This window comes from Bifidobacterium hominis, assembly GCF_040095915.1.
In the GTDB taxonomy this organism is placed as follows: domain Bacteria; phylum Actinomycetota; class Actinomycetes; order Actinomycetales; family Bifidobacteriaceae; genus Bifidobacterium; species Bifidobacterium hominis.
Map to the genome: position 1 here is coordinate 252,630 of NZ_JBBMFR010000002.1, position 12,878 is coordinate 265,507.

General features: G+C 57.7%; 9 protein-coding genes, 1 tRNA gene and 1 pseudogene. All 11 read right to left on the bottom strand.

What is annotated here, in order from left to right; genetic code table 11:
- Positions 1-141: 141 nt before the first annotated feature.
- The 11 genes and pseudogenes from leuS to WMO36_RS02605 all read right to left on the bottom strand — a co-directional run bounded on the left by leuS (position 142) and on the right by WMO36_RS02605 (position 12,843).
- Positions 142-3,114, bottom strand: coding sequence for a leucine--tRNA ligase (gene leuS, locus WMO36_RS02555; RefSeq protein ID WP_022245650.1), 2,973 nt, complete (start codon positions 3,112-3,114; stop codon positions 142-144).
- A gap of 94 nt (positions 3,115-3,208) precedes the next feature.
- Positions 3,209-4,075, bottom strand: coding sequence for a transporter substrate-binding domain-containing protein (locus WMO36_RS02560; protein WP_022245649.1), 867 nt, complete (start codon positions 4,073-4,075; stop codon positions 3,209-3,211).
- Between the two features lie 20 nt (positions 4,076-4,095).
- A complete protein-coding gene (locus tag WMO36_RS02565; protein WP_003834895.1) occupies positions 4,096-5,046 on the bottom strand; it encodes a magnesium transporter CorA family protein in 951 nt (316 codons plus the stop codon).
- A gap of 245 nt (positions 5,047-5,291) precedes the next feature.
- A complete protein-coding gene (locus WMO36_RS02570; RefSeq protein WP_349076700.1) occupies positions 5,292-6,074 on the bottom strand; it encodes a histidine phosphatase family protein in 783 nt (260 codons plus the stop codon).
- Positions 6,007-7,047: a class C sortase gene (locus tag WMO36_RS02575; RefSeq protein ID WP_349076656.1), complete on the bottom strand. Its 1,041-nt coding sequence runs from the start codon at positions 7,045-7,047 to the stop codon at positions 6,007-6,009. Before WMO36_RS02575 ends, WMO36_RS02570 begins: the two co-directional genes overlap by 68 nt.
- 24 nt (positions 7,048-7,071) lie before the next feature.
- Positions 7,072-8,751, bottom strand: a complete 1,680-nt coding sequence (locus WMO36_RS02580) for an isopeptide-forming domain-containing fimbrial protein (RefSeq protein ID WP_250778557.1) — start codon at positions 8,749-8,751, stop codon at positions 7,072-7,074.
- A 319-nt stretch (positions 8,752-9,070) separates the two neighbouring features.
- A complete protein-coding gene (locus tag WMO36_RS02585; protein ID WP_099572037.1) occupies positions 9,071-9,475 on the bottom strand; it encodes a pyridoxamine 5'-phosphate oxidase family protein in 405 nt (134 codons plus the stop codon).
- A 488-nt stretch (positions 9,476-9,963) separates the two neighbouring features.
- Positions 9,964-10,506 (bottom strand): annotated as a pseudogene (locus tag WMO36_RS02590) (Fic family protein); the annotation flags it as partial.
- Positions 10,507-10,631: 125 nt separating this feature from the next.
- Positions 10,632-10,704, bottom strand: a tRNA-Ala gene (locus WMO36_RS02595).
- A 153-nt stretch (positions 10,705-10,857) separates the two neighbouring features.
- A complete protein-coding gene (locus WMO36_RS02600; protein ID WP_250778559.1) occupies positions 10,858-11,988 on the bottom strand; it encodes a hypothetical protein in 1,131 nt (376 codons plus the stop codon).
- Positions 11,989-12,111: 123 nt separating this feature from the next.
- Positions 12,112-12,843 carry a histidine phosphatase family protein gene (locus WMO36_RS02605; protein ID WP_099572035.1) on the bottom strand — a complete coding sequence of 244 codons (732 nt, stop codon included), beginning with the start codon at positions 12,841-12,843 and terminating at the stop codon, positions 12,112-12,114.
- Positions 12,844-12,878 lie beyond the last annotated feature (35 nt).

The following is a 12,878-nucleotide window of genomic DNA, read 5'->3' on the forward strand; positions in this document are numbered from 1 at the left end:
CCAGTCGAAACGGCCCCTGTGGTCGAAGGATGGGAGTTATCCACATGTTCGGCGTGTCGCCTTATGCGGAAACGGTTCCCACCCTGTTGGAAGCCTCGTCAAAGGTCTCGCCAGAAGCCGTTGGATCCGTTTTTCGAAATATCATTCCGCAGGAACGATGGACACGATCTTCGGAGCCTTGACGATGACCTTGCGCGGTTCCTTGCCGCCCAGACGATCGGCGACGGCTTCCAACGCCATCTTCTCAAGTTCCTTAGGATCGATGTCGGGCGAGACCTCGAGCTTGGCGCGCACCTTGCCCTTGATCTGCACGACCGCGGTGACGGCGTCCTGGCCGACATAGCGTTCGTCGGCCTTCGGCCATTCGGCGTGGGCCAACGATTCGCCGTGTCCGAGCTTGTTCCACAGTTCCTCGCAGATGTGCGGAGCGATCGGGGAAAGCATCAGAATCAACGGTTCGACGGCCGCGCGCGGCACTTCGTTGAGGCTGGTCAGATGGTTGTTGAGCACGATGAGCTTGGCGATGGCCGTGTTAGGACGCATCGCTTCCATTTCCACGGTCACGTCGGCGATCGTGTTGTTCAGCAGCTTCAGCGTCTTCGTGTCGAGCTTACCATCGGTGACGCGCACTTCGCCGGTGTTCTCGTCGACGACGTTGCGCCACAGGCGCTGCAGGAAGCGCATGGATCCGACCACGTTGCGCGTGTTCCACGGACGGGATTCGGCCAGCGGGCCCATGCCCATCTCATACAGGCGGAAGGTGTCCGCGCCGTAGTTCGCATACATGTCGTCCGGCGTGATGATGTTCTTCAGGCTCTTGCCCATCTTGCCAAACTCGCGGTTGGCGTGCTCTCCGTTCCAGGTGAAGGTCGGCTCTCCGTTGGCGTCGGCCGGGCCTTCCACCACTTCGGCGGCCGGCACGTACTGGCCACGGTCGTCGGTGTAGGCGTATGCCTGGATCATGCCCTGGTTGAACAGCTTGTGGAACGGTTCCGCGGAATCCACGAAGCCGAGGTCGAAGAGCACCTTGTGCCAGAAGCGGGAGTACAGCAAGTGCAGCACGGCGTGCTCCACGCCACCGATGTACAGGTCCACGCCGCCGGACTTGCCAGTGGTCTCGTTGTGGTTCGGGCCCATCCAGTAGTCGAACTCGCTCTTCTCCACCATGTGTTCGGTGTCGGTCGGGTCGAGGTAGCGCATGTAGTACCAGCAGGATCCGGCCCAGTTCGGCATGGTGTTGGTGTCGCGGTAGTAGGTCTTCTTGCCGTCGCCCAAGTCGAGTTCGACCTTCACCCAATCCTCGTTGCGGCTCAGCGGCGCTTCAGGATTGGATTCGGCGTCTTCCGGATCGAAAGTCTTCGGGCTGTAGTCCGGCACGTCCGGCAGGTTGATCGGCAGCTGGTCGTCCGGCAACAGATGCGGGGTGCCATCTTCGCCGTAGACGATCGGGAACGGCTCGCCCCAGTAACGCTGGCGGCTGAACAGCCAGTCGCGCAGACGGTAGCTGACCGTGCCCTTGCCGACACCAGCTTCTTCCAGCCATGCGTTCACCTTGTCGATGGCTTCGTCCACGCGCAGTCCATTGAGGCTCAACGCGTCGCCCTTGGCACGGGTGGCGTCCACAGCGGAGTTGATGACGATGCCGTCGTGGGAGACGAACGGAGCCTTGCCCTCATAGTTGGCCAGATCGTCGCCGGATTCCGGCAGCGGCTGCACGGTGTAGGTGACCGGCAGACCGAACTTGACCGCGAAATCGTAATCACGCTGGTCGCCACCCGGCACGGCCATGATGGCGCCGGTGCCGTAATCCATAAGCACATAGTCTGCGGTGAACAGCGGCAGCTTGGCTCCGGTGATCGGGTTGATGGCGTACAGGCCGGTGAACAGGCCGGTCTTCTCGCCCGCCTCGTCCACACGGTCCTTGGCGGTCTTGGATTCCGCGGCCATACGGTAGGCCTTCACAGCCTCGACCGGAGTGGCGTAGCCGCCCTTCCAGTCTTCCGGAGTCTCGGACGGCCATTCGGCGGGAACATCCTCGAGCAGATGATGCTCCGGGGAGACCACGGCGAACGTGGTGCCGAACAGGGTATCGGGACGGGTGGTGTAGATCTCCATGTCCTTGACGCCGTTCGGGGTTTCGACGTCGAAATGCACGGAAGCGCCGTGGGATTCGCCGATCCAGTTGCGCTGCATGAGCTTGACCTTTTCCGGCCAGTCGATGCCGTCAAGATCTTCGATCAGACGGTGGCCGTATGCGGTGATGCGCATGGACCACTGGCGCAGCTCACGCTGGAACACCGGGAAGTTACCGCGTTCGGACTTGCCTTCGGCGGTGACCTCCTCGTTGGCGAGCACCGTGCCCAGGCCCGGGCACCAGTTCACCGGAGACTTGGAGATGTATGCCAGGCGGAAGTCGTTGAGCACGTCGGCCTGCTCGGCTTCGGTCAGATCATTCCACTGCTTGCCTGCGAATCCCGGAATCTCACGCTCGCCGGATTCGAACTGCTCCACCAGCGTGCTGATCGGGCGTGCGCAGCCCTTGGAGCCAGACGGGTTGGTGGCATCCTCGTCGTACCAGGAATCGTAGATGCGGGAGAAGATCCACTGGGTCCAACGCACATAGCCCGGGTCAATGGTGGCGAAGGAGCGGCGGTTGTCGAAGCTCAGGCCCATACGATGCAGCTGGCGGCGCATGTTGGCGATGTTCTGCTCGGTGGTGATGCGCGGATGCTGGCCGGTCTGGACTGCATATTGCTCAGCCGGCAGACCGAAGGCGTCGTAGCCCATGGCGTGCAACACGTTCTCGCCCTTCATGCGGTGGTAGCGGCTGACCACATCGGTGGCGAGGTAGCCGAGCGGATGGCCCACATGCAGGCCCTTGCCCGACGGGTACGGGAACATATCCATGGCGAAGTACGACGGGCGTCCTTCGGCGTTGCGACCCTTGCCGTCCCTCAGATCGCCATTGACGTTGGCGGCCCAGAAGGTGCCTTCGTCATCCCAAATCTTCTGCCATTTTTCCTCAATGCCCTGAGCCAAATCCGCGTTGTAACGGAACGACGGTTCGGCTGGTTCGTTCGACTGCGTCTGCGCGCTTTTCTCAATGTCACTCATAATGCATGAAACTAGCCGCGCAACTGGACACTTCGCAAGGCGTCAATCATTATGCAAGAAGCGTTTTGCAAAGCGTCACGCAAGGCGGGGGCCGTCAGCCTTCCGACGCTGCCGAGAGCGTTATCGCGGGAGGGTTGAGCGACATGTCGGGAACGTAGCCGATCGACTGTTTCATCTTGTCTATGGCCTGCTTCCACGAGCCGTCGTCCATCATGGACTGCAATGCGGCGTCGATCTGTTTGGCCAGCGTGGATTGGCCGGATTTGACCGCGATCGCGTACGAACGTTCGCCGAACGTTTCGCCTACGACCTTGAGATATCCGCCTCCCCTGTTGGATGCGAGGCCCGCCGCTATGGCGTCATCTGCCGCGATGGCGTCCGCCTGCCCGATCATCAATGCCGTTTCGCATTGCGGATACGTGTCGCGTTCGCTCACGGTCACATCTTCCGCAAGATTTCGCACGCTGTAGGAGGGTATTCCTCCTTTGGCCACGCATACCGTCCTTCCGGCAAGATCATCGGTTCCGGTGATGGTTCCCGCACTGTCGGAACGTACCAACAATGCCGCATGCACAGTCAGATACGGTCCTGCAAGCTCAACCTCACCATCCTGAACGTCATCAGCGGCGAAAGCATCGACCACCATGTCCACGGTGCCGTCTTCAAGTGACGAAACGCGCGTCGACGGCAGCACCTGTTTGAACACGATCTGTTTTTTCGCGAATCCCAGCGTGTTCGCCACATATTGCGCCACGGAAATATCGAAACCCGAATACTCTCCCCCATGCAGAAAACCCAAACCAGGCTGGTCCGCGGCCACGCCAATCGCAATGGTCGGCCCCTGCGCGAGACCATTGGTCACTACGGAAATGGAAGTGCCGCACGCGCTCGTGCCCAATACGGTCGAAGCGGCGCATACCAGCGCCGCGATATTTCGTGACAGACGTGACAGACGTAGCATACGCGCGATTCTACGCGATTCTACTTGAACATGCGCGAACGCGTCAGGAACCAGGTGACAATGGCCGAAACGACCAGCGAGATTCCGATGATCACGGCGAAGCCCCACGGCTTGTCCGTCAACGGCATGCCTAGCATGCCCTCCTGGAAGTTCATGCCGTACATTGAGAAGATCAATGTCGGAATCGACAGCGTGATGGAGATGATCGTGAAGATGCGCATCACGTTGTTCAGATTGTTCGACACGATCGACGCGAACGCGTCGGTCATGTTGGCAAGAACGCCGCTGTAGATGTTGGCCATCTCGATTGCCTGCTTGTTTTCGGTGATGACGTCGTCGAGCAGATCCTCGTCTTCCGGATACTGCTTGATGCGCGGCAGCGTGGTCAGCTTTTCCATCACGATTTCGTTCGATTTGAGCGACGTGGTGAAGTAGACCAACGTTTTGCTCAGTTCGAGCAGCATGAGAATCTCACGATTCTGCATGGAATGGCGCAGTTTGAGTTCGAGCTTGTCGCTTTCGCGGTCGATGATACGCAGATACCGCAGATACATGGTGGCGTTGCGGTACAGGATCTGCAGGATGAAACGCGTTTTCATATACGTGTTGAAACCGCGGATCGTACCTTCCATGAACGGGTGCAACACCGGAGTGTCCTGCATGCAGACGGTGATGATGGCCGACTGCGTGATGATGATCGACAACGGGATGGTCTCGTACCAGTCTCGCCCGCCACGCTCCTCGACGGTTGGAATGTCGACGATGATCATCGTGTAATCGTCTTCCACGTCCACACGGGACCGTTCCTCGTCATCAAGTGGGGCGCGCAGGTCGGCGAGATCGACGCCGGTTTCCATGGAAACGTTGGCGAGCTCCACATCGGTCGGATCCGAAAGGCATAACCAGGATCCGTTTTCGGGTTTTTGGATCTGCTCCACCTGGCCGTTAATCGTTCTGAACATTCTCAACATGTTTCTCACCCGCCTTTCGCGCTTCCCAACGTTCTATCGCTGTACGGCAGCCCGAATCCCATAGCCTACTGCGACCAGCTTTTCGCAGCCGCTCAGGGGCCATTCGGGCAAACAACCTTATTTAGGATAGTCCAACCTTGGGAGCTAACCGACCACAAGCCGGAGATTTCATCGAGAATTCATGTTCACCGCATGCGCCCACGGTGAGCAATGGCCCATCGTGGGTTACCGCATGTCACCGCATGTCACTGCATGATGGGCTTCCACAACGGCATGTTCGGGCCGCGCAATTCCTTCGGCCCATTCTCCCAGTCCGTAAACGCCGCGATGGCCGGGCCTTGGTTGAAGGCGTCAAGCTTCCACTGCCATGTGTCGGGTTCGGCGGGGCCTCGTCTGGCATCGACGCTCATCCGCGTCCAGAAGGCGTTGCGCATGGCGCCGAGATTGTTGAGATCGTCCGGATCCATGTCAAGCAATACGGCGACGGTGGCCACGATCCATGATCCGTGGCCGACGGCGAGCAGCGTGGTTGGCATGGAATCGCCGGTATGTTCGGCGATGATGCTTCGGATGGCTTGGGCGCCACGCTGTCCGGTGTGGCGGCGGCTTTCGACGCCATGCTTGGTTTCGCCCCCGGTGTGGGCGCGCCATGAATGGTAGTCGTCGGCGTACTGTTCGAGGATCTCCTCACGGGTCATGCCCTCCCATTCGCCGAAGCTGCGTTCACGTAGGTGCGGGTCGAGGACTACGTCAAGTCCGAGAAGGTCGGCAATGGCGTGGGCGGTCTGTTGGGCGCGGAAAAGGTCTGACGACACGACGACCATGCGTCGACTTGCGGCCGGCGCCTCGTTGATTTCGTCGATATCGGCGAGATACGCGCCCTTGTACGCGGGTTGGGCGAGTTCGTCATTATGGTCGGCGAGGTGCGCGACTTTCGCCCAATAGTACTTTTTGGCGAGTTCATAAGCGCTTTGGTCGGCCTGCCACCTGCCGACGATGTCGAGGGGAATGTCGATTTGGCCTTGCAGTCGTCTTGCGAGGTTGTAGGCGGTGCGTCCGTGGCGTAGGAACAATACTTCGTCGATCATGCATTTCATTGTAACTGTGGCGTGCGAGCGCGATGATGATTGCCCATACGGTGGTGAGCACGAACGCTGTGGCGGTGAGTGTCCCGTCGGTGAGGCAGCCTGTTTCGGGCGGGCATTCGTCGTGGTTTGGGATGCGTGTTCCTGTGACGAGGAGTCGGTGTGTGTTGATGCCGTATGGGGTGCAGGTCATGAGCGTGGCCTGATCGGCGGTGTCGTCGTGTTTGTCTATCCAGGTGAAATCGTCGGGGGTGATGGTGCGGATGGTTTGCACTTGGTATGTGAGGGTTTCATCGAGGGTGGTGATGGTGAATTCATCGCCTTCGCGGGCTTGGTCGAGTTTGGTGAACATGAGTTTGTCGGCGAGGCCTCGGTGTGCGGTGATGACGGTGTGGGTTCCCGCTCCCCCGATCGGTAGGGATGTTCCCTTCCAGTGTCCGGCGCCGATGGCGAGCACTTGTTCGCTGGTTCCGTGGCGTATGGGTAGGTTGATGCCGAGTTTTGGGTAGTTGATGGTTGCTATGACGTCGCTGGGTGGGATGATGAGTTGTTGGTTGTATTCGATGGGATTTTGTGTTGGGGTTTTATCCTTTGTTTGGTTGTCGGTTTGGTTGTTGGTTGAGTTGTCTGCTGGATCGTCGGTTTGTGGTTTGGTTCGGTTGGCGAGGCGTGCGTTGTAGAGTTTTGCCTGCCTTTTGCTTTCTTGGATTGTCGTGTCTGTGGTGTTGGTGACGGTGGCTGCGTATGCTTTGACGTTGGCTGCTTGTTGGATGTTGTCTTCGGCGCGCATGATCAGGGGGATGCTGATGATGAGTGCTGTTGCGGTGAGCATGGCGGTTCCCACGCACCATCGGATGATGTTGCGTTTTGCCGACGTGTTTTTGTGTCGGGGTTTGTCGTGCGTGGGGACCGTCATGTGTTTCCTATCGTTGGATGCCGGTTAGCGGTCGTCAGCTGATTTGCACATGCGCAGCATTACGATGCCTCCTATGAAGAGGAGCGTTGCGATGCTGAAAAGCATGGTCAATCCTGCCGCGCCGGTCAACGGTATTTCGGTGATGGTGCGGATGTTGGTGACGACCACGGTGTGGCTGTCGCCTTTTTTAATGAGGTTGTTGGGGTCGGATTTGACGTCGATGCTCCACGTCATGGTGGCATCGTCAACGTTGACGGTGACGACTGCGCTGGGCAGCATGAGCGGTGAGTAGTCTTGGGGCGCTTGTGTTTCGGTGATGGTGTATTCGCCTTTGAGTCCTTGGATTTTGGTTTCGCCGGCTTCGAACGTGGTGGTGGTTGTGGTGTCGCTGCTGGTGGCGAGGCGGTAGTTGCCTTTGCCGAGTGATACGAGTTTCAAAGGTGTTTTGTTGTTGGTGCCTTGGGCGATGGTGAATTTCGCGCCGGTGAGCTTTTGGTTTTTGGCGTCGACCTTGCGCAATGCGATTTCACCGGTGCAGACTTTGACCTCGTTGCCGGGCTGGTTGTTGTGGTCCTGCCATGCGTTGGGGTTATGGGAGTATTCCAAGTCGATGGAGTTGACGTTGCAGGGGCTTCCGATGACCGCGTTGCCGTTGAGGCGGGCCGTGTAGGTGACGGTGATCGTCGAACCGACCGGCAGGGCTGCCTTTGATGCGTCTGAAGCGAGGATGTCTCCGTTGACGCCGAACAGCCAACTGATGGTTTTGCCGTTGACGTTTTCCTTGTAGAACGTGTCTGCCAATGCTTTGCCTCCGACGGTAATCGAAGTGAGCGAAACGTAGTCGAGGCCTGTGCCAAGCTTGTCATTCAACGCGAGATGGTAGTGATCATAGCCTGTCCAGTTAGGGATTTTCTGCGTCACGCGGTAGGTCAGATCCTTGCCTATCGCTTCGGATGCGCTGTCTTTCCACGTGCTGCCGACGTTGACTTTCTTATCGGGTGCTTCCACGCTGGATACCTTGTAGATCACCTGTCCGAGCGTCAAGGTCGTGCCACTGGCCGTGCGCAGTTGGCTGATGCCGTTGACCGCGGTGCCGTTCATCATCATGATGGACGCGGTCGTTTTGACGGCGGTTCCGCTGCTTGGCGTGGTTGTTGCCGGGGTACGGTCCACGATGGCGTAGATTCCCGGCACAAGTACGTTGCCGGTCGACATGGTGGTTTTGTCTTGGCTGGCTGTGGCGACCGCCGTTCCCTCCTGCTTGGCGAAGTTGGTTTGTTTGGCGAGGCTATTGCAGAAGTTGCGTAGCTTTCCGCTCCACAGATCGCTGCGTGAGTCGGTCAGATTCTTCACCACCCACGCCATCGGATCGTTTTTGCCGTTGACGGTGAGGTTCGCGTCGGTGGCTCCGGCTGTTTTGGCCGCCGCGGTGATGTCTGGCGCCAATGCTGTGTTCGTGGTCAGATCGTAGCCGACGATCGTGTTGCCGTCCACGCTTGCCGCAGTGTATGTGGCGAGTTGGATGGCGCGGAGGTCCTTGCCTTCGAGGCTTTCCCCGTTGCTTGCTTTCACGCTCATGGACTGTTTGACGCCCAGATCGGCTAATTGTGGAGCAGCTTGGGCCGTGCTCGGCATGGCGAGGGCCGCCATAGCGCCAATGGCGAGGAATGCTACGCATCGGCGGCGTATGGTGTGTTGTGTCATGGTTCACCTTCTTCGGTTGCTGGTTGTCGCATGAGCGTCTTCGCTTATGCGTGCAGACCAGCATGGCAGAAACCAATATTCGCCCGCCACCTCCTTAAGAAAATCTGTGGATAAGTGGATGAGCGTACACTTATCCACACTTATCCACAACCCATACATGCAGCTGTCGTATAGGGATCCATAGTCGAACCGCCGCGAACGATATGCTGCATATGCGCGATATTCCGTTCCGATAACAGCGGAGAACCGCAGACCGGACATGCTGTCCCGCCTGCGGTTCTCCGCTGTTATCGTTTCGACTAGGTCAGTATGGAACTGATCAGTCCTTGACGATGGTTTTACCTGCCGTAGCGCCCGGGGTGAGATCCTGGATTTCCGTAATCTCCAAGACCGGAATGGTTGCCGGCTTTTTCGTACCGCGTTCCTCAGCGACTTTGACCTGCTCGTCATAGATCGCATCGTCGGAATGAAGCACGACGTTGCCACGGAAGCGGTAGCCTTTCTTCTGTTCAAGATTGGCGACCGCGACGACCAGATCGCTGCCGTCAAGCAGGTTACGGTATGTTTGGCCCGCGGTGCGCTCGTGGTAGCCGATATGGTTGCTGTCGATGATGAACATGCTCATTTTCGGTCCGAGATCAACCTGGCCTTCTTTGCTGATGGTGGCCACCCATGCGAGGTTGCTGTTGAGGAATTCCTTCATCTCATCGGTGAGATCTGCCATGATGACGTCCTTTCGTTTGCGTGCCCATGGAATGCGGGCATACTTTCAGACTACGTCAAGAAACCCCGTAACGCATGTTCACCCAACGTGAATAACATCACATACGTGCCTCATCTGAACACAAATTTAGGAAAGATGCACCTGTTCCGCACTTTGTTGAGGCGTCAGACCACGATCATCTGCTATCCAATCAATCATGGAAAAGAAAGGATTGATTTTGGGTTGGCATCAGCGGTATTTGCTGGACGATATGCACGTCGAGTTGATTCGCAATGGGTTCAAAGACAAAGCCTACGGCATGCCGCTATTCGTACTCGGCTTAGATATTGTATGTGAATTTCTTTATTCCATTGATGGTTTTTCTCTCAAAAGAATTTATGCAGATTCAGACATCTCCGATTTAGCCTGGGCTTTTTGCGATGTGACAATTCTTGTTTGCTGGCTTAGGTATGTCAGACGGTATCTGCCAGAAAAAGCACAAAGGCATTTCATTCCATCCCCCATTCTCGCTTTGCTTGTATGCGCGTGCGCAGCGCTTCGGAGGCCCTGAATCTGAGAGGGCGTCTTCCTGTGAACTCGATGAGGCTCACGCCCGCCAGCTCGTCCACGTATTTGCGGATCGTCTGCTTCGTCAGCATGAGGTCGCCGCCTGCGTCTTCGAGCGTCATGGACTTGGTGGTGTCGAACAGCTCCTCCTGCATGACTGCGTAGAGAAGCAGGGTTGCGTTCGTGGACAGCGCATGTTCCTTCCGTAGCTCGTCACGTAGGACAGTCGCCTTGTCGAGCTGGTCGATTTTGACGACGAGCTCCTCGATCAGGGATTCCTGCGCCCGTTCGATGAGTCCGAGGATGGTGTATACGAAGAACGTGAGTTCCCCGCTGTTGAGTTTGTCCTCGGCCTCGGTGAACGCCTTATAGTATTCGTTCTTGTTCTCCGCGATCGTCCTGGATAGGGACAGCACGGTGGGCAGAGTGAGGTCGTGGCTGAGGTAGAGCGCGAGCAGATACCTGCCTGTCCTGCCGTTGCCGTTTTCTTTACCACCTTATAACCGGTTTCTACCACCTTAAGACGTTTTTGAGGTTCGGCAAGCACTTCCGCGAAACAGCGTCGTTTCAACAAAAAAACCACCCCTTGCGGAGTGGCCCTCGATAATTGTGGAGCTAAGGGGATTCGAACCCCTGACCCTCTCCATGCCATGGAGATGCGCTACCAGCTGCGCCATAGCCCCAAAGTCTGCCTTGCAAACCTTGTATAAGATACATCACAGACATGGACCACGCAACTTTCGGCGTGTCGCCCGCATTAGGAAACTGCCATATGTAATCCGCAATATGCAATCTCGCCTCATGCGGGCGACACGGAAAGTACGGCACCGGTAACGCTAGTTGCTGCTTGCATCTCCTGTCGAACCGGCAGTACCATCGGTGGATCCCGATGTGCCAGTGCCCGTCGATCCGTCAGTGCCACTACTTCCAGTTCCCGATGATGAACCATCACCAGTGGTGCCGGACGTGCTTCCGTTCGAACCGGTACCGTTGGACGGGTCCGTTCCGGTCTGGCTGGGACCGTTGCTGGAATTATCAGATGACGATCCACTGCTTCCGGACGTGGAACCATTGGTGGTATTGCTTGACGTGCCATTGGAAGTGGGCGAGTCGGTGGAACCGCTGGTGGTCTTGCCGCTGCCATCCGTGGTGGTTTCATCATTCGAATCCGTGGAATCGGACTTGGGCTTCTGCGCAGGAACCTGCTCATTACCGGATCCGGAATCGCCAGTGTTTTCATGCGAAGGCACAACCTTCTCATGCACCACGTTACGCACCACGGTATCCGTTCCCTGACCGCCGGTGAAAGCGAGAATCAATCCCGCACTCACTCCCACACCAACCAGAGCGCTGACGAATGCGATGATCGCCGGAGCGTATTTGCTATGCAACCAATTCGAGGAACGCCGTCCCGCATGCTGCACTTGGACACCACGTGCGCTACGAGCAGCGGATTTCCCGTTGGCAATGCTAGCGCTACCGACACCACGCTGCCCGTCCTGGACCACAGGAGTCTCCCCCGCTCCGGCAATATCGCCAAGCGTGCGGGTCGCATCCTCATCCTCCTGCCCGGAGGAGATGACGCGCGGCGAGCCGGACGGCGCAATCGCAACAGTGTCGGCGGACAATACCATCGTGGCATCCGACGCAACGGGAGACGAGCCGATAATCCTCGTCTCGTCACCTTTCGTGGAAGAGCCAAGCACCTGCGTTTCATCCGCAGCAGGCTCATCCGAAGCCTCATCACTACTTGACGGTAACGGCACGGCCTGTTGGAGCTTCTCCCCCGACGCCTTTAAAACGTTCTTGTACACCTGCGTGGCAACCGCGGAAACAACCGAGCCCGCAGCCACGCCAATCACCGATCCCGCGATACCGATTTTCGCGGAAAGCAGGAATGACGTGACCGCCGCCAGCGCACCCGCGCAAATCGACGAAAAAGAGATTCCTTTAAAAAAATTTTCCACAAGCCCTGACGATAGCTAATTCCGCTATGAAAGTACTGGCGATTCTGTGAAAAGCTTGAAAAAACGATGACAGGCAGCGTTCGACACCATGCATCGGCCGGCTATGGACCGATTGCAGACCCGCTACAGGTTGGGATGTTCCCATTCTTCGGTGTCAGCAATGGCGGGACCATGGTTGTAATCCATCAAACGCCAACGCAATGCGGAACCGATCTCCAATGGAATGAGCCGCACCCAGTGAGCATTGCGCATCGACAGAATGTCGGCGAAATCACCGTGCGCGTCAGCCATTCCCAGCAATGTCTGCAACGTTTGAGAAATCCACGCGCCATGCGAGAACACATACAAATCCGTGTCACGCCCGGCACGGAACGCCCAATCGTTCAGCGCTTCGACGCCACGCCGCCCCACTTCCTCTTTGGGTTCAGCGCCATATTTGAGTTCTCCGCCACGAAATTCCGCCCAGGAACGGTAATCCTCAGGGTAACGCTGCGCCAGCTCTTCGACGGAAATGCCCTCCCAGTCGCCGAAGCTGCGTTCACGCACGCGGGCATCCGGATGCACCTCCAATCCGAGCGGATCCGCGAACGCATGGGCGGTGGCTGCGGCACGCCCCAGATCCGAACAAACAACCAGCCGTTTCGCAATATCGGAACGACGGTCAACATACAGTTCACGCAACGCCTTGCCTGTTTGTTCAACCTGCCATCGGCCCACTTCGTCGAGTGGAATGTCGATCTGGCCTTGCAAGCGGTGTTGCGCATTGTAGGCGGTGCGCCCATGACGCACCAGAGTGATGGCGTGAACGTGCTCCGGTACTGTGCCGCTGTGTTCGAGTTCGACGTTTCGAGGCATACTGCTTCCTTCTCCGTTGCTTTCTCGATTATGAA